Origin of the sequence: Bacillus sp. Root131 (genome assembly GCF_001429475.1) — a bacterium.
GTDB lineage: Bacteria > Bacillota > Bacilli > Bacillales > Bacillaceae_G > Bacillus_A > Bacillus_A thuringiensis_S.
In genome coordinates this window covers 1,498,437-1,515,228 of record NZ_LMJQ01000001.1, presented here as the reverse complement: position 1 = coordinate 1,515,228, position 16,792 = coordinate 1,498,437, and the positions used below count along the sequence as shown (strand labels likewise).

The following is a 16,792-nucleotide window of genomic DNA, read 5'->3' as shown; positions in this document are numbered from 1 at the left end:
TTATTTAGATTTTGTTTCTGCAGGTGGTGTAAATGAAATTGCTAAATCGTAAACAAGAGCCGCTTTATTATCTTTTGGTTTCCCATTAGCAAATTGTTTAATTGTATAAAGAGTAGCATCTTCGAAAGCTAATGTTTGATCAAATTCTTTTAGCTTGTATCCACCTGCGATTGCAGCAATATATTGTCCTTTTACAAAGAATAATGCTTTACCAACAGGAACTTCCTCACACTCGACAGGTTTAATGTTATAAGGCAATGCCATTACCCATTGACCTGTTGCGGTCTGGATTGTATTACGTGCTTGTACGCCAATCGCATCAATCGGGTTAACTACCATTACAATTTTATTTAATACTTTTCTGGATTTCCCTTTTGCATCAACAGATAAAGCTTTTACTACTTCATAAAGTTCGCCTGCTACAATTACCCCTTTATCAGACGGAGCAAATGTTAGTTTACCAGAAGATTTTTTATCAGTAACAGCGCCTGTTTCTGGATTTACATCTTTCATTAAACCAACTGGTTGATGTGCTACAGATCCGCCACCATTAATAAAGCCAAATTCTAGACCGACTGAATATGTTTCTACTAAAACAGTTCGAACATAACGTTCAATCCATTCCGGGCCAAGTTCCTTCATATCATTTGGAATTGCTGCAAATGCAGTTAATTTAAGTTGGCCAATTTTTTCTTGTTTGAAGATAGCATCAATTTGCCCACGGATTTCCCCGAATAATTCGCCCCATACATACGCCTTCGTTGCATCAGAGTAAATAAACTTCGTAACTGCTCCTAAATCTTGCAAACCAATTTCAGCTAATAAGGGATGTTCTGTAACTAAATCTTCAAACACACGCTCTTGAGTCGTTACAGGAAGGATTGAGCCATCTGTAAATCCACCTTCTTTAACAACTGCATTGAAGAATTTTGTTTCTGCTGAAGTTAAAACATTTTGACCACGTTGCTGTAAAATTGAACGATCAAGCATATCGTTATTTACTTGTTCACGGACCGTATTTGCTACATCTGTTTGTAGTGCATCAAAGAAACCTTCAAACGCTGACGTTTGTTCTTGTTCTGTACTTTCCGCGTTAGTTAAAGTGTCCGTCAATTTTGCTTTTGCTTTATTAAATGCTTCAGATTTATTAAATTTAATCGTCATTATGTGTTTCCCCCAATTTTTATAATTTTAAAAGGAGCCCTTTAATCCCACTGTTTTTTACAGGTTTAGGATGCGGCTCCTTTGGTTCTTCTATATTGTTTTGTAAATCATTCAGGATTTCATTTTTTAATCCTGATAATGCTGCATTTAAATCTTCTTTTGTAATCCCTTGGCCTTTGTTCATTGTTCCATTTCTAAAGCCATCGATTACTTTCTGCGGAAGCATGGTGGCAGTAGCAGTTGAAGCTGTCATTTTAACCTGATTATCCATAAACATAATTTCATCCACAAAATTATTTTCTAATGCTTGTTGCGGACCCATCCAAGTCTCTTCAGCCATCATATTAAGTAGTTCCTTTTCTGATTTACCGCTTTTAATGACATAAGCATTTACAATTGCTCTATCTGTTGTTTTCAACATTTCAGCTGCCTTTTCCATGTCACGATGATCTCCACCATTCCACATTGAAGCATTATGAATCATAATTTGTGCTGTAGGTGAAATTTGGACTTTATCACCAGCCATCGCAATAACAGAAGCCGCACTTGCAGCCAAACCAACAATTTGAACTTCCACATTACCAGGATAATTTTTTAATGCTGTATAAATTTCTGACCCTTCGTGTACATAACCACCAGGACTGTTAATCGATACAATTAAATCATCACCATTGGCATTAGTTAGTTCTTTTGAAATTTTACCTGGGCTTGTAGCATCCATTTCAAACCAATCATAAATCCAAGCTTCATCATTTGAAATTATTGGTCCTTTAACGTCAATTTTCACCGTCATTTGTATTCTCACCTCCTTCAGAATCAGTTAGTTTCGTATAGTTTTTCGTAATATGATGTGTATTTAAGTTAGGATCATCAGAAACTTCATATCCTACTTCTAATCGAATCTCATTCCCTGTAAATGCACTTGAAGAAATGAGTTTATCGATGCTTGTTGCAAGATCAAATATACTTTGATAAGAAACAGCTTTAACTTCAATTTTTTGACCTGAAAGATACTCTTCTTCTTCAAAAAATTTAACGTTTGCTTCATCAGAAATCTTTTTTAATAAAGGTTTCACTGTGAAAAGCATATAATTTTTCGTTTGCTTCTCAACGTCAGCCATTTCGCCATATATCAAAGCAGTTGGAATACCAAAAGCCATTGCTACTTGATTTAAGAAGCCATTTGTTACTTTATTAATTTCCTCCACACTCTGCCCAGAATTTGCTCCACCTGACGTTTCAGCATACTTAAAACCTGGTTGTTGTGGAATGATAGCGACATCTTTTTCTCCAATCGCTTTGTACATGTTATCAATGAACTCTTGCAGTTTTGATTGGTGTTCTTTGCTCTTTGCAGCGAGCATGTCCATATCAACTGTTCCACGAATTTGATTCTTACGTTTTTGAGAACTTAATATTCTACCGAATAAATCACCATAATCAGTAAACAAACCATCGATAAGAGGTGATAACTTATCATTCCTGTATCTTAAATGAATGACTTCACTTTGTTTAAAACTTCTCTTAAACTGATAATCTTTTACAGTGACATTTGTAAAAGTATCTTCAAACACAGCATATTCGTTATGTTCAAAGTCATCAGCAATAAGTAGATCACCATCATCCGCTTGGACAATCAAAGCTTCATTATCATAAATAAGTTTATAAATGAAACTCTCCCAAAAGGTACTTGCTGTCATATTCTTATTTGGTCTAACATTTAATCGGTAATAAAGCTCATCCTTTTCAAATTCTTCACCGTTTTTCACTCTGAATTCCGACTGACTTATTGTTCTTCCTAAAAAAGAAATACATGTATCAATCGCTAGTCGCTTCATATGGACTCTATTTGCCTTTTCGATAAACATTTCCACATCAAACATAAATCCTACTTCACTATTTCTTTTAAATACTGCGTCCAACCATCCAATGATTATCACCCCCCTTATTAGAATTTAATACCGTCTAACATAAAGTCGAATTCATCCACAAGAATGTTATCCGCTTGCCATAATGCATGGATAAAGGCTTGGAATCCATCTGTTTTTCTCTTAAATTCATCTTTCTTCAAATATTCTTTGTTGCCGTCTTTTTTGATGTGGACGTAGACGTTATTGGTGTACCAACGCATTAATGGATTATCACCAAAAATAATACGATTGTTTGCAAATAACGTTTCTACCCTTGGCGCTAATAAAGAATGAATAGCTTTTGGGTTACGAATGTATAACAATATGAAGCCTTCAGCTTCAAGTGCTGTTTTAACAAGATCAAGACGGAATGTATCAGCTACTATTGTGTTAAATCCGTATATCTCACGCATTTTTACAAACCAATCCACAATATGAGAGATATTAATAACCGGCTCATCCACAATAGTTAGTAAGCCATTTTCAGCCCATTCATAAATAGGCGCTTTTAATTTCACCTTGTCCAAGAATCCTTTACGTACAAATGAATGGCCTTTCCATATATAATCTTCACCATGTTTAAATAGCAAGCCGACTGCTGCGAAGTCTTTGATGCTGGCGAAGTCGAGACCGCCTACAGCTACTTTGTGCTTTAAATCCGGAACTTCTCTCAGTGTTTCTCCATCTTCTTCAAAACCAGTACGCATGATTTCTTCCCATGAAGCTACAGACTTTGTTAAATCTACTTCCGGTATATTCATCCTCTTAGTCATGAAATTTTCTCTATTAGACGGATCGTTTTCTAGATTTTTATACTGACGCATAACTTTCTTAAACAATCCTCTAGCGTATTGACTCATTGGCTTACTAAACATCGGATTTGCTTTTTCCCACATATCAGGATTATCTACTTCTTCAGCGTTATCAAGCTTACAAATAAAAGGAAACAATCTATCTTCTTTTTCTTTCCCTTTCAGGATATTCATAGCTCGCTCTTTCATTTTGTCAAGATACCCCTCACGAACAAATCCATCTGTGGTAATAAAAAATTCCCTAGAGTTAGGAACTTTACCTAAACCGCTAGAGAACACTTCTACAACATCGCTATTTTCATATCTATGTATCTCATCGTAAATAACACACCCGTCCCTTAACGAGTCTTTACTCCCTGCATTAGACGTATGAAATTCAAAAGTCGAACGAGTAGCTTTATTTGTTATCAATTGTTTTGTTGATACAAATAACTCGTCTAATATTTCATGTTTTTTATTCTTTTCATAAACATCTATAAAAGAAGTTTTAGCCTGTCTTTCTGTATTAGCAACTACTGATACGTTGTAATGCTCAATACCGTGCAACTCGCTAATAAAGAAGTGTGTCAATGCACTAATCAATCCGTTTTTACCAGCACCCCTTGCCATCATCCAGAAGTGTTGATCAAAATAAACATCCTCATATTCATCAAACAAAAACACAAATGCTATTAAAAATTTCTGAAAGGAATTTAATTTGAAATGCCACTTTTCTATGAAAGTTACACATTTATGAATTAAATCCACATCAAAATGTAAATCATTACGGGTTAATATATCTTGCTTTAAATAATTTATAAGCATGATACGTTCTTTATTTAATACCACTGTTCCTATTTCATATAGTTCTATATATTCACTTACACACTTATGAACAATCATATTAAATCACTTGCCGAATATTTCTTAATTTCTTTTTTATTATTTCCTTCTGGCAACAAATCCGTTAGTTGTTTAATGACCCTTTGATATGATTGATCACGGGTATTATATAACCGGGCAACAGGTCGTTCTCTTTCATACGGCTCTGTTTTATCAGATTGTGAGAACATTTCATAGTCACCATTCTCAGATATATCCATCCACATCTCATTTAATAAAACTCGTAATCTTGCTGCCTGAATAATTAATCCTTCAACCACTTTTAACTTACTAGGTGGGATGTCTTTAAATAATCTTTTCAAACGATTTTTTTCTTTGTTAACTAGCACCTCACGCTCATCAATATCCGCCATAATATCACCTCGATTCAATCATATTTTCATACTGGGTAGGGGTCCTATACGAAACAACTTAAAAATCTGGAAAAACGCCCCCCTCCTCCGGTGCCCCTTATACGAGATTTTTCTCAAATCCTGAAAGGGGGGGATAATACTGAATCATTTTCACCATTTTTCATCATGTTCCCATTTGTTCTGTTTCTTTTTGAATGTTCTTCCGTGTTCTTTATTATGGCAATCCACACAGACTGTTTCAAGATTTTCTATTTCTAATGCAAGCTCTGGATGATGTTCAAGTTCTTTTATATGATGGACAACGAGTTGTATCTTCTTACGCTTGGCACTCTCACTGTACTCATTGGTATCAATACGAACACGACCTTTGCGCTTACACTCTTGACACTCATAGTTGTCACGCTTCTTTACTTGTTCGCGTATACTCTTCCACTCACCACTGTCATAGAACTTACGCTTCTGTTGTTTGGTTTTGTATTCTCTCATCGCTCTCCACCGATTTGCTTTCTTCTAAGAATGAGTCAATTAGCTTATTGATTAAACTTATATCAGCTTCTTTCTTTTCGTTTGGTGTTGTGTTCCCAGATAATACATCACCCTGTTTAATAAATGACTGTAACTTTTCTAAAACAACATACTCTTTAAGTTCTTCTTCAGTTACAGCAGAAAGAATTGTACCAATAGCAATTGCTTTCTCAAGCTTAGTTAATTTCGTATATTTCACTCCTTATTCTCAAGGAATTCATCTATCGCTCTACCTAACACACTAATAAGCGCTTCTCTTGTTTCCCTTGGTGTCATATCATCATTCATTATATTATGCATAGCAACAGCCTTCTCAAGTTTCTGTGGATCAATGTGTTCCTTCACCAATTCCACTCCGAGAATGTTGTTGATTAACTTACCGATAATAACTGTTTGTTCTTGTTTTGTTAGTTTCATTTATCTCGCCCCTTTTCATCCGTTATCAATCCAATTCCTTTACTTCTTTTGTTTTGAGGAATTGGATCATGATTACCAAACAAACTATAAATCCTGTACCATATCCAAGAAAATAACAAACCAATTCATACCCTCACCCCTTATCTTTCCTTAACAACAAATAAGACGCTAAACAGATTCCAGCAACACCTACATTAACATAGTAACTAGCCTGTAGGATGTGCACGATTCCCTTATTTACACATAGGATATTTAAGAATAAATTTGGAGGTTCGCATATGAATACCTATTTAAATAGTTACAATTTGCTCTACAGACAAAACGAAAAATTAATTAGTGATATTGAAAAGGCAATTAATGGTGAGTATAGCGCTATTAATTGTTATGCTAAACTTGCTAATTTAGCCACACACGATAATGAACGTAATCAGATCCTGGAAATCCGAAAAGATGAAATAAAGCATTTTCAACAATTCGTACAGATTTATGTCAGTTTAACTGGCCGTCAACCGCAACCAAAAATAACTGAAAATTGTCCAGATATTTACTTAAAAGGATTGGAATTCGCACTTCAAGATGAGCAACATACTGTTGATTTTTACTTAGAAATCTCAGATGATACAACTGATCAATACATTAAAGAAATATTTCGTAGAGCAGCAGCAGATGAACAAAACCATGCTGTTTGGTTCCTATATTATTTTTTAAAGAGCAAGTAGATAAAAGATAATTTATAAATTTTATTCTTAGGAAGCATACGGCTAATCAAATCACCATTTTGTTCAAAATAAAGAGTCCACCGATTACGGCGGACTCTTTATGTAACTTCTTCAGTAAATTTTGTTCGTATTATATATTATGAAAAACACACGAATGGATGCTTTATCATTATTTCACATACACTACTTCTAAAAGGAGTATGTCATGAAGCTTTTGCATAGGTTTTCTATAAATCACAGCATTTAAAAAGTCCCATTAATCCTACTAATTTAAGCACTACAATATGATTAAATTTAAATTATAGATTATACATATATTTAATGAAATACTACACTTGATTCAGTAGCTAAACATAACATGTAGAAGGAAATTTAACTATCTATAAAGAAATGAGATGGATTATTATGATAAGTCATTACTTTAACATCGAAAGGTCGATTGGCTCAGTTTACACACTCTCTGGAGCACAAGCGACACTTCATGCAGTTTATCATCATGCAATGCACTATATGCCGTACTATCATCCCATCATACAGTTTCATCCCCAACCCACTTCATATATCAAGATATGTATCCAGCTGATTTTACAACAATTCCATTTGGCTCAACTTACTATTTATAAAAGGAAAGCACCCAAATCGATACTTTTTCACTTTTTCACACATACTACTTTGTAAAAGGAGTATGTCATGGAATCCCTAAAATATCTACTGACTATTTTCGTTTTAATTATATTTATATGGGTTTTGATTCACTCATAACTACAAAGTCTGATTACGGATTTTTAATGTACCGTCAATATGAACCGTTTAGAATTCTAGATTCAACATAGTGAGTTGTGTTTTCCGTCACTTCTCACTATACAACTATATCATGCTTAATCCAAAACAACCGGCACATTTGCGGCCAAAAAGCGGTCATAACTCTGCCACTTACTCTTTCTTCTTTAACTATCATTTTCTCTTATGTATTTATTTCTAATGAGTTACCCATATCTTATATTGTGTGTAACTGGTCCTATCGTGAAATCCCTTGGTATCATTGATTTCATTTAACTTTCTCTTTTGAGTTATACATTACAAAAATTATGAGTAACTGTATAGGGATACCACCAACATTTTTCAAAATAACCTACGCTATGCGGAAAAATAAAATAAGCTGCCCATATGGACAGCTTATTTACATAATTATCGTTATCAGAAGTAAAATTTAACTCGAAAATAGCTAATTTTATCAGTTGTTGAATGTCTGAAAAAAATCAAACCAAGGATATTGTTGAGATCCTTTGGCAATTTCTTGCTGTGATGACTATCATAGTGACTTTTTCTCCAACAACAACTATTAGTAGCTAATTACCATAAGGACTTATTTTTGAAATTTGCTATTTTTTAGAAAGTATGTTAATTTAAGAAAGACCTATTTTTGTTCGGTTTGAGATTAAGAATAAATTTTGTTTTTCGTCTAAGGTATTTGAACAAGGGTAGTAACATATGTGTGGGTATCCACACTAGGAGGCAACAATTATGGAACAAGGTAAAGTAAAATGGTTTAATGCAGACAAAGGTTTTGGATTCATCGAGCGTGAAGGTGGAGAAGACGTATTCGTACATTTCTCAGCTATCCAAATCGACGGTTACAAATCTTTAGACGAAGGACAAAGTGTAACGTTTGAAGTAGAACAAGGACAACGTGGCCTACAAGCTACTAATGTTCAAAAAGCTTAATATTAGCTGATGAAAGACTCTCTTGTAGGGTCTTTTTTTTATTTTGTTACAATATTCCGAATACAAATTTTTTAAGGGGATTTGGGGTGCTTAACTTTTAATGAAAAAGAAATAAGCAATAATTAGATTTTAAACCTAGTCATTGCTTTATCCATTGCATCTTGGTTTACACCTATATAACGTAACGTGACCTTCTCTGACGAGTGATTGAATATCTCCATGAGTAATGCTATGTTTTTCGTTTGCATGTACATGTGATACCCGTATGTTTTTCTTAACGTATGTGTTCCTATTTCATCTAACCCAAACTCTGCCGCTGCCCCGCTTAATATCTTATATGCCATGCTACGACCAATTGGACGATTCTTACCTTGTCTGCTTTGCAATAAATACTCATTGTCTTCTCTCTCTATAATAAACCATTTTAGTTCTCTTTTCAGTGCTGCAGTAATTTGTATTCGTTTCTGTTTCCCTGTTTTCTTTTCCCGCATAGATATATGACTGCCTTTAACATCCCCTACTTTCAATTTCAAAATATCTGAGATTCTGAGACCTGTATTAATACCCATAATGAAGAGAATGTAATTACGTAAGCTCTTTTCCTTAAAATACTCTTTTAAATGCTGTATTTGCTCTGGATCACGTATTGGTTGAACAAAATTCATTATTCATTACCTCCAGTTTCTTCTGCCTCATATACTTCTAATCTGAGAGCAAAAGCTAATTTATAAAAAGCATTAGATTTATTTCGTCTATATGTACGCTCACTCATACCAATTTCGTTATAAACCATATAATCAAAGACTTCTTCATCTTCTAAATATCTTTTTACAATAATATCCCTTTGGTTTTTACTAAAACGATTTAACGCCTTATCAACTTGAAAAGACAAACGTTGTAATTTCACTTCTCTTTCACTCATAGCAACATTTGCTAAAGCAATATCTTCAGCTGGCTTCCCTACTATATTTCTTGGACCGTGATATCTTACCTCGCTAGATGCTGTAACCTTCATCTCATGTCTAATCATCCCAAATTGTCTATAAATACGAACATTTTCAAGAATCTCTTCTAAACGAACCTGAGTTGCTTTGCGATCAATTTTAGGTAAGAAAGTTAATTGCGTCATATATATAAACACTCCTTATATATTTTGTTAATAAAAACAAAAAAGCGGACACCAACTACAGAGCAATATCAATAATGCTCTTCATAGTTCAGTGTCCGCTGGTTCTTCCAGTAGGACTAAATGTGTAATTTGGATTATTATATCATTTTCTCATATTTTAGTAACCTTTTATTAGAAAAGGATTATTTTGTTAAGTTTCTACAAAATGGTAATTGTTATATAATTAAATTATTAAAATATTAGGTGGTGTTGTAGATGACTGAAACAATCCGAATTGCTCTTTTCATTCTTGTAGGAATCAGTGCTTTATTCTCTGTAATTAAAGAATTTCAAAAACCAGAAAAAAGAAAATTTTGGATTACATTTGAAACTTTAGTTCTAATCGGGGCAGCCTGGATGTTAATAGGACTTCTCATGTAACCTACATAATTAGTAACCCCCTGAATAAAACTCAATATTCCGTTAATACTGTAGACAACCCATTTCGAACCATATTCTATTACCCGGGCAGTTAGCTTTTGCTAGCTGCTCTTTTATTTCGTTCCTGCTCTTGCTTTTTAAAGAATTCTTTAACTGCGTTTTCCCAATAAGTGCACATTATCCATTCCTCCTCGAATAAATTTCTAAATCTTGTCCATACTATAAATACACTTGAGTTCTGAACTTCCTTCTTAATGCTTTTCTGGAGAGCAGTTAGCTTTTGCTAGCTGCTCTTTTTACGTTTTAAGTAAATAAAATTCTAAACATTGTCTAACACTATAGACAAGACTTTAAAAAGTCGATTTCTCCCACTCTAGCTTTCTTGGTCGAGAGCCGAGCGGTTAGCAAAAGCTAACTGCTCTTTTTTTAATTGAAGGTTTTCTATAACATAATTTATCTGTTTTATGATTAAACTTTCATGATTCTATCTATACTAAACTTGGGCTTTATAGCTCAAATAATCTTTCATTCACTTGGCGGACAGTTTATTTAATAAATTGTCTGCCTAAGCCATTTAATAATTCTGCTTTATATTAAAATGAAAGTTTTATTAAGATCATTATTATTTTCACATAATACTTTTAATTCTGCTTATACTATAGCTGTAACTTAAAGTTACATATCATTTACTTGTAGGGCCTAGTTTCTTTTGTACAGCAGGTAGTTAGCTCATTAAGCTAGCTACTTTGTTGTGCAAAAGAAAGTTTTTATTTAGTTTACTTTCCTGCATAACATTTTCAAATCTGTTTATACTATAAATGTAACTTGTGGTTACAATTTGCGTATCCATGTGGAATAGTATTTACAGCAGGCAGTTAGCTACTTTAGCTAGCTGCTTTGTTGTGCAAAATAGCGTTTTTGTTCAAATACTTCACGCCCATGAAAAAATTACATATGATATCACGTACCCTTTTACATTAAGAGTTTTGGTCCGAAGAGCACTTATATATGGTGCTCTTTTTGGTATGGAATTTAAAATAGAGGCTTGCTCTTAAAACCTATTATGTAATTTTCATAGGTTTTTTCCTTACACCCGTGTGTCTGTTTACTCATAAGTTGTTAAAGTATAAATATAAATTGTTAGTTAATTTATAAGGGAGGTGTAAAAATGAGTAAATTTAAAAAGAATTGTCACATACCCTTTCCATGTGCCTTTCCTTTACCTCAAATCGGGTCTACTGGATTAACCGGTGCTACTGGACCTTCGGGACCTACTGGAGCTACCGGACCTTCAGGTGGACCTCGGGGACCTACCGGGCCTACTGGAATTCAAGGTAGCCTGGGACCTACTGGGCCTCAAGGTATTTCTGGACCTCAAGGGATTCCTGGGATTTCTGGATCTATTGGTCCAACTGGACCTTCTGGAATTCAAGGTATCCAAGGTATCCAAGGCATTCCTGGCATTCAAGGTCCTATTGGACCCACTGGAATAACAGGGGTCACTGGAATTCAAGGGATTCCTGGCATTCAAGGGATTCCTGGCATTCAAGGGATTCAAGGGATTCCTGGTCCGACCGGCCCTCAAGGGATTCCTGGCATTCCTGGTTCTGTAGGTCCAACTGGACCTTCTGGAGCTGTTGGACCTACCGGCCCTTCCGGGGGACCGCCAGGACCAACGGGCCCGACTGGACCTTCTGGGGGACCGCCAGGACCAACCGGAGTGACTGGCCCCACTGGACCTTCTGGGTCACCAGGACCAACCGGACTTCAAGGTATCCAAGGTATCCAAGGCATTCCTGGCCCCACTGGACCTCAAGGAAGTCAAGGGATTCAGGGGATTCAAGGTAATCCGGGGCCTATTGGTCCTATTGGACCCACTGGAATAACTGGGGCGACTGGAATTCAGGGTATCCAAGGTATTCAAGGTAATCCGGGACTTATTGGACCTATCGGCCCGACTGGCCCAACTGGGCTTCAAGGTATCCAAGGCATCCAAGGCATTCCTGGGCCTACTGGATTACCAGGAACCGCTGGAGCTACCGGACCTACTGGGCCTACCGGTCTTACAGTATCTGGGTTATCTCATTATGCTTATGTTTTCAATACAGCAGCTCAAGTTGTTGCCTTAGAAGCACCTATTCTTTTTAATTCACATGGTAGAATGACATCTGGTTTTACTCATACACTGGGAACTTCTCAATTAATGGTTCTTAATGCAGGAGATTATAAAATTTCTTTTTCTGTATCAGGAGTTGAGCCTAATCAATTCACACTTTTTTTAAATGGTGCTCCGGTTACCAGCGCAGTTTATGGATCAGGTGCAGGAACTCAACCAAACAACGGCCAAACAATCCTCGCTTTAGCTGCAGGTGATATTATTACCCTTAATAATCATACTTCCGCTGCTGCAGTTACTTTGCAAACTTTAGCAGGTGGAACACAAACAAATATAAATGCTTCGATTGTAATTGAAAAGTTAAATTAATTTAATCATTTATTTCTTGAAACTCTGCCAGTAAATAACCTGGGGTGGATTCTTTTTTCAACAAGCAGTTAGCTTTTGCTAGCTGCTCTTTTAATTAAAATAACGATTTTGTTTTAAATCCTTACATTCCTAAAAAACATACATACAGTATCATGAGGTATTCTTTTTTATTTTTCTTAAGGAGCGCTTTAAAAAGCGCTCTTTAGTTTTTAAATAAAGATTTTGTTTTACTTTTGCTAGCTACCCTTCCCTTGTATAAATGCACCTTTTTTACATACGATATTAAAATCCAAATAACCCTCTTTTAGGACGGTACTAATATGAACAAGACATTAAAATACATTTTAATCTTCTTTTGTGCGGTATTTTATATTGTAATTATGGGCTCGATTGTCTATCTAAACTTTGTTTAAGAGCATTTTATTTCTCCAAGTAAGAAATTAATCTAAGATCGAACATAAGTATTTATAATTAGGCATAAGGAGCGCTCTACAAGGTGCTCTTTAACTTTAAAATAAGGATTTTGTTTAAAATTCATTAACCTTATTGATTCCTTTGCATACATTACAATCACAAGGGATTCTACAGGTTTCCCTAGGTCAGTTACCTTGTATTCCTTGCACACCTTAAGGGAAGAATCCGTTTATAACAAACGGGTTCTTTTATTTTTGGTTATAAAATAACTATTTTGATCATATCCTTTTGGGACATACATATACTAAGGTATACGATATGCGAAAATATTCGCGTGGCCCTCTTGCAGGGCTCTTTTATTTTTATTTGGTACAAAATAACGCTTTTGTTCGAAAATTAATTAACGCTTATTAAGTTCTTTTATCAACTTTTCTCGTTTCTTCAACCCTGCGAGCTTCCTGCGTTAATTGCAGGGCTTTTGTTCGGAGTTTTCCAGCCCTATCATAGTCTCCCTTTAAAGATGCTTGCTTTGATCTTGTCTCCCAAAGGCTGGCTCTATTTAACAATGTTTCTATTTTTCGGCTCACAGTCACATTCACCTACTTCTATACAAAATTCAAATTTTATTAAATCAACTGTGTTTTTCGTTCTTCCATACGAATTACTTTTCCGCTTTGATATATAAATGATTGTTCACCAAATCCACCTTGAGGTGGTTCTATTAGTTGCACCTGACCATTTTTAACAATATATATTCCATTTGTTTTCAAATCTATTTCAGCTGTCATTTCAACAAGATTTTCTTTTCTAATTCCCACCAAGATCACTCCCATATGTTATAATTACTTTGTCGAAGTAAGTTGAGAGTAATCTCAGCTTTTTTTTATTTATCTATAGATATCGCACAACATTTTCTGGAACAAATGATTGTTGAAGTGACAAATGGAGCCGTATTGGAATCGGCTTTTTTTCATCCCTTGCTTGCTTACACATTTTTTCAGCCTCTTCCCATACAAATTGTTTATCCTCCGCTCTTTTGTAACGCCAAATCCCTATTACGTAATCTTCAAACAACTCATACCGCTCATCAGGCGCTGTTGTCGGTTTTAATTCATCAATTGCTTTGGCTTGACGTGGTATTTGCACAACCACATCTGCATACCTTAATTTTGAATTTAAACGTTGAATACGAGCTTTCTTAGGATCAAATGATACAACTGGCTCCACGTCAAAAATTGTTAATTGCTTTGGCATTGTTTTTCCCCTCCAATACCTGCAAGCTTGCAATTAAAATTCCTTCAAGCTGCGTTAATGTTAGTTGATCTAATGTTTGTCCGTTAATTTCAGCTAAACCTAATCCCAATAATTTACGAATGATTATTAATTTTCTACGTTCTACTTCCTGACGTAACAACATGATTAGGCCTCCTGTTGGTGGTTGAACTTTCTATCTAAATTTACAAACTTACTAAATTCTTTAATAAATGCTAGTTCAACGACACCAACTGGACCGTTCCTCTGTTTCGCTAAAATAATTTCCGTTATGTTTTTATTTTCTGTCTCGCGGTCATAGTAATCTTCACGGTATAAGAATGCGATTAAATCCGCATCCTGCTCAATTTGACCATTCTCACGTAAATCTGATAGCAATGGTCTCTTATCTTGCCTACTTTCTACAGCACGACTTAACTGTGATAATGCAACTACACATACATTTAATTCTCTTGCCATCAGTTTTAACTTACGACTAATCTCACCTATTTCTTGCATGCGGTTCCCTCTATGCTTTGGATCCCCTACAATAAGCTGCAAATAATCAATTGCAATTAAAACCTTTTTATCAGGGTACTTACGCTTTAATTTCCTAGCCTTTGCATAAATCTCTTGCATCGTTACATTTGCTTTATCGTAAATTTCTAATGGCAAATCATTAATTAATCCCATCGCTTGACTAATTTTTTCCCAATCCTTTAAATTACATAGCTTCTTAGGATTCTTTAATTTTGTAGCATCAATATTTCCAGTACTTGAAATCATCCTCTTAAGTAGCTGTTCCTCCCCCATCTCGAGCGAGAAGATTCCTGTTGCTGTATGAGCACTTGCTGCATGAAAAGCAACGTTTAATACAAATGCTGTTTTCCCCATTGAAGGTCGGGCCCCAACAATAATTAAATCACCTTCTTGTAACCCTGCAGTCATTCTATTCAAGTCGTCATAACCAGTTGGAATACCGGTTAAATCTCCTACATCAATTTGCATGTTCTTATACAAATCAACAAGCGTATCTTTCAAGTTAAATTCATCTGAGTAACCCGTTTCTTCAATGGCGCTTAATTCATCAATTGATGTACTAATAGCACTCATATCCCTATCTTGCTGAAGGCGGTTATATAAATTACCAGCAACCTCTTGAGCATGTCGCATTTTCCAAGCTTCAATCACTAAACCTTCGTGATACGAGAAGTTCTTAGTTGTTGTTACAACTTCTGTCAGGTTTACAAAGAATTCGATTCCACCAATTTGATACATAAAGCTTTCATCGAATTTTCCAATGAGAGCAACAAGATCTATGGGAACCTCAGCATCCTCTAATTCTCTCATTGCCCTGAAAATCACTTGGTGCGTTGGTAAAGAAAACTGTTTTACCTTTAGCTGACAATCTTTAATTAAATCGCCTTCTTGGATTATGCTACCTAAAACACTTTGTTCAGCTTCCACATTACGAATCATATCGTTACTCATTTGGCCAACCACGCATTCTGTTGGTTAAGTACTGCAAGTTCTTCTTCTGTTGGAATGTTCTGCTCCCAGGCTTGTTGCTGCTGTATTACGTTTTTAGTAGATTCCGATAGACCTTTTTGTTGATCAGGTGCTTTTGTTTGTTGCTGCGATTTTGTTAATCGTTGAGCACGGAATGCTTTATCAGCTGCCTCAACATCAGTTACTGTTTTAAAACCTTTAAGATGCCAATCTCTTAAAATCGTATTTACGTAAGACATGTTTCGCGTATTCTTCTCTAAAGCAATCTCCATAGCCTTAATAACTAGCTCTGCATTTAAATCATCTATCCAAGCATAAATACCATCTGCGATAAAAGGTGTAATGAATCCGAAGTTTTGCTCGTAAAAAGAAATTGGATTAACCTCAACAACTTCTTCCGCGCCTGCGCGTTCTTCTTGTTGTTGTTCTTTTTCTTCTTCTTTTTCTTTTTCTTCTTCCTTGCTAGGGTCTTGGAAGCCCCTTATAAGCCCCTCCAAACGGACTGATAAATACTCCTTAATACGAGGAATTTTAAAATCTTGTTCTCGTTCTAATTGCAAGCAAGTTTCATAGAAATCAACTAAAAAATCCTGGTCCTTCACAGATTGAATCTCTTTTAAGACACACTTTTCAATGTTTACATTTTTAATTGGATTGAATTTTAACCAGTTGATTAAGAACAGCTCTTTTGTTTTTTGGTTGTAATTAATTTTTCCGTACTCAGCAAAACGTTCTAATAGCTTCATAACAGTTTCACGGTTATATCCTGTATCAGTTTCAATGATACGAAGTGGAAGCTCATAAATTCCTGATTGAGACGTCTTACTGTTTGTCATCAAATATAAGTAGAAATACTTCTCCTCCGGTGTAAGATCTAAAACAAATGAATCCTGCCAAAATGAAACATGTACTGGTCTATAAACTGCCATATTATTCATCCTCCCGTTTACATATCGCGAATCCGTCCTCTACACGTAATAAGCGATAATTCTTGTATCCTATTTTGAGATATTGTTTTACTAAGTAAATTAGGTGTTGCTCTGATGTTGCTTGTTGAAACACTTTAGGGTTCAGCAA

The 16,792-nt window shown here is 35.3% G+C and carries 19 protein-coding genes; 4 read left to right on the top strand and 15 right to left on the bottom strand.

Translation table 11 applies throughout. The annotated features are described in order from the left end of the window. The 8 genes from ASE54_RS07625 to ASE54_RS07590 all read right to left on the bottom strand — a co-directional run bounded on the left by ASE54_RS07625 (position 1) and on the right by ASE54_RS07590 (position 6,063). Positions 1-1,164, bottom strand: coding sequence for a phage major capsid protein (locus tag ASE54_RS07625; protein ID WP_000152777.1), 1,164 nt, complete (start codon positions 1,162-1,164; stop codon positions 1-3). 19 nt (positions 1,165-1,183) lie between these two features. Beyond that, positions 1,184-1,957, bottom strand: a complete 774-nt coding sequence (locus ASE54_RS07620) for a head maturation protease, ClpP-related (RefSeq protein ID WP_000216398.1) — start codon at positions 1,955-1,957, stop codon at positions 1,184-1,186. Beyond that, on the bottom strand, positions 1,941-3,047 hold the full coding sequence (locus ASE54_RS07615) for a phage portal protein (RefSeq protein ID WP_043333521.1): 1,107 nt from the start codon (positions 3,045-3,047) through the stop codon (positions 1,941-1,943). Before ASE54_RS07615 ends, ASE54_RS07620 begins: the two co-directional genes overlap by 17 nt. A 65-nt stretch (positions 3,048-3,112) precedes the next feature. Further along, entirely contained in the window at positions 3,113-4,768 is a 1,656-nt protein-coding gene (locus ASE54_RS07610; protein ID WP_000635288.1) for a terminase TerL endonuclease subunit, read from the bottom strand. Further along, positions 4,765-5,121, bottom strand: coding sequence for a hypothetical protein (locus ASE54_RS07605; RefSeq protein ID WP_000763336.1), 357 nt, complete (start codon positions 5,119-5,121; stop codon positions 4,765-4,767). Before ASE54_RS07605 ends, ASE54_RS07610 begins: the two co-directional genes overlap by 4 nt. Positions 5,122-5,271: 150 nt before the next feature. Next, positions 5,272-5,607 carry an HNH endonuclease gene (locus tag ASE54_RS07600; protein WP_001209624.1) on the bottom strand — a complete coding sequence of 112 codons (336 nt, stop codon included), beginning with the start codon at positions 5,605-5,607 and terminating at the stop codon, positions 5,272-5,274. Further along, positions 5,573-5,845 (bottom strand): hypothetical protein, encoded by a 273-nt coding sequence (locus tag ASE54_RS07595; protein WP_000877970.1) that lies wholly within the window; start codon positions 5,843-5,845, stop codon positions 5,573-5,575. Before ASE54_RS07595 ends, ASE54_RS07600 begins: the two co-directional genes overlap by 35 nt. After that, on the bottom strand, positions 5,842-6,063 hold the full coding sequence (locus tag ASE54_RS07590) for a hypothetical protein (RefSeq protein WP_000778987.1): 222 nt from the start codon (positions 6,061-6,063) through the stop codon (positions 5,842-5,844). Before ASE54_RS07590 ends, ASE54_RS07595 begins: the two co-directional genes overlap by 4 nt. Before the next feature lie 278 nt (positions 6,064-6,341). Between ASE54_RS07590 and ASE54_RS07585 the strand changes: the two genes are divergently transcribed. Continuing rightward, the gene (locus tag ASE54_RS07585; RefSeq protein ID WP_001099642.1) at positions 6,342-6,782 is read left to right on the top strand and encodes a ferritin-like domain-containing protein; all 441 of its coding nucleotides are present in this window, start codon (positions 6,342-6,344) and stop codon (positions 6,780-6,782) included. Positions 6,783-8,306: 1,524 nt separating this feature from the next. Continuing rightward, positions 8,307-8,507 carry a cold-shock protein gene (locus tag ASE54_RS07580; protein WP_000434817.1) on the top strand — a complete coding sequence of 67 codons (201 nt, stop codon included), beginning with the start codon at positions 8,307-8,309 and terminating at the stop codon, positions 8,505-8,507. Between the two features lie 122 nt (positions 8,508-8,629). Here the strand turns inward: ASE54_RS07580 and ASE54_RS07575 are convergent, their stop codons facing one another. Then, positions 8,630-9,172, bottom strand: a complete 543-nt coding sequence (locus tag ASE54_RS07575; protein ID WP_001012125.1) for a site-specific integrase — start codon at positions 9,170-9,172, stop codon at positions 8,630-8,632. After that, positions 9,172-9,636: an ArpU family phage packaging/lysis transcriptional regulator gene (locus tag ASE54_RS07570; RefSeq protein WP_000192854.1), complete on the bottom strand. Its 465-nt coding sequence runs from the start codon at positions 9,634-9,636 to the stop codon at positions 9,172-9,174. The genes ASE54_RS07575 and ASE54_RS07570 overlap by 1 nt, the downstream gene beginning before the upstream one ends. A 255-nt stretch (positions 9,637-9,891) precedes the next feature. Between ASE54_RS07570 and ASE54_RS36235 the strand changes: the two genes are divergently transcribed. Then, positions 9,892-10,056 carry a hypothetical protein gene (locus ASE54_RS36235; protein WP_000140896.1) on the top strand — a complete coding sequence of 55 codons (165 nt, stop codon included), beginning with the start codon at positions 9,892-9,894 and terminating at the stop codon, positions 10,054-10,056. Between the two features lie 1,168 nt (positions 10,057-11,224). Continuing rightward, the gene (locus ASE54_RS07560; RefSeq protein WP_000032820.1) at positions 11,225-12,541 is read left to right on the top strand and encodes a collagen-like protein; all 1,317 of its coding nucleotides are present in this window, start codon (positions 11,225-11,227) and stop codon (positions 12,539-12,541) included. A gap of 1,040 nt (positions 12,542-13,581) precedes the next feature. Here the strand turns inward: ASE54_RS07560 and ASE54_RS07555 are convergent. The 5 genes from ASE54_RS07555 to ASE54_RS07535 form a co-directional block, all read right to left on the bottom strand. Beyond that, positions 13,582-13,773 carry a DUF3954 domain-containing protein gene (locus ASE54_RS07555; protein WP_000512856.1) on the bottom strand — a complete coding sequence of 64 codons (192 nt, stop codon included), beginning with the start codon at positions 13,771-13,773 and terminating at the stop codon, positions 13,582-13,584. Between the two features lie 73 nt (positions 13,774-13,846). Then, positions 13,847-14,209 carry a hypothetical protein gene (locus tag ASE54_RS07550; protein WP_001126004.1) on the bottom strand — a complete coding sequence of 121 codons (363 nt, stop codon included), beginning with the start codon at positions 14,207-14,209 and terminating at the stop codon, positions 13,847-13,849. After that, positions 14,184-14,372 carry a hypothetical protein gene (locus tag ASE54_RS07545; protein WP_000926798.1) on the bottom strand — a complete coding sequence of 63 codons (189 nt, stop codon included), beginning with the start codon at positions 14,370-14,372 and terminating at the stop codon, positions 14,184-14,186. The genes ASE54_RS07550 and ASE54_RS07545 overlap by 26 nt, the downstream gene beginning before the upstream one ends. 2 nt (positions 14,373-14,374) lie before the next feature. Next, positions 14,375-15,697, bottom strand: a complete 1,323-nt coding sequence (dnaB, locus tag ASE54_RS07540) for a replicative DNA helicase (RefSeq protein ID WP_000063910.1) — start codon at positions 15,695-15,697, stop codon at positions 14,375-14,377. Beyond that, positions 15,694-16,644 carry a DnaD domain protein gene (locus ASE54_RS07535; RefSeq protein ID WP_000312141.1) on the bottom strand — a complete coding sequence of 317 codons (951 nt, stop codon included), beginning with the start codon at positions 16,642-16,644 and terminating at the stop codon, positions 15,694-15,696. Before ASE54_RS07535 ends, dnaB begins: the two co-directional genes overlap by 4 nt. Positions 16,645-16,792 lie beyond the last annotated feature (148 nt).

Coding starts and splice junctions, on each gene's coding strand:
- ASE54_RS07625 (WP_000152777.1), bottom strand. CDS start 1,164: ATGACGATTAAATTTAATAAATCTGAAGCATTTAATAAAGCAAAAGCA.
- ASE54_RS07560 (WP_000032820.1), top strand. CDS start 11,225: ATGAGTAAATTTAAAAAGAATTGTCACATACCCTTTCCATGTGCCTTT.
- ASE54_RS36235 (WP_000140896.1), top strand. CDS start 9,892: ATGACTGAAACAATCCGAATTGCTCTTTTCATTCTTGTAGGAATCAGT.
- ASE54_RS07535 (WP_000312141.1), bottom strand. CDS start 16,644: ATGGCAGTTTATAGACCAGTACATGTTTCATTTTGGCAGGATTCATTT.
- ASE54_RS07615 (WP_043333521.1), bottom strand. CDS start 3,047: ATGTTTGATGTGGAAATGTTTATCGAAAAGGCAAATAGAGTCCATATG.
- ASE54_RS07590 (WP_000778987.1), bottom strand. CDS start 6,063: ATGAAACTAACAAAACAAGAACAAACAGTTATTATCGGTAAGTTAATC.
- ASE54_RS07620 (WP_000216398.1), bottom strand. CDS start 1,957: ATGACGGTGAAAATTGACGTTAAAGGACCAATAATTTCAAATGATGAA.
- ASE54_RS07600 (WP_001209624.1), bottom strand. CDS start 5,607: ATGAGAGAATACAAAACCAAACAACAGAAGCGTAAGTTCTATGACAGT.
- ASE54_RS07550 (WP_001126004.1), bottom strand. CDS start 14,209: ATGCCAAAGCAATTAACAATTTTTGACGTGGAGCCAGTTGTATCATTT.
- ASE54_RS07575 (WP_001012125.1), bottom strand. CDS start 9,172: ATGAATTTTGTTCAACCAATACGTGATCCAGAGCAAATACAGCATTTA.
- ASE54_RS07545 (WP_000926798.1), bottom strand. CDS start 14,372: ATGTTGTTACGTCAGGAAGTAGAACGTAGAAAATTAATAATCATTCGT.
- dnaB (WP_000063910.1), bottom strand. CDS start 15,697: ATGAGTAACGATATGATTCGTAATGTGGAAGCTGAACAAAGTGTTTTA.
- ASE54_RS07610 (WP_000635288.1), bottom strand. CDS start 4,768: ATGATTGTTCATAAGTGTGTAAGTGAATATATAGAACTATATGAAATA.
- ASE54_RS07570 (WP_000192854.1), bottom strand. CDS start 9,636: ATGACGCAATTAACTTTCTTACCTAAAATTGATCGCAAAGCAACTCAG.
- ASE54_RS07585 (WP_001099642.1), top strand. CDS start 6,342: ATGAATACCTATTTAAATAGTTACAATTTGCTCTACAGACAAAACGAA.
- ASE54_RS07580 (WP_000434817.1), top strand. CDS start 8,307: ATGGAACAAGGTAAAGTAAAATGGTTTAATGCAGACAAAGGTTTTGGA.
- ASE54_RS07605 (WP_000763336.1), bottom strand. CDS start 5,121: ATGGCGGATATTGATGAGCGTGAGGTGCTAGTTAACAAAGAAAAAAAT.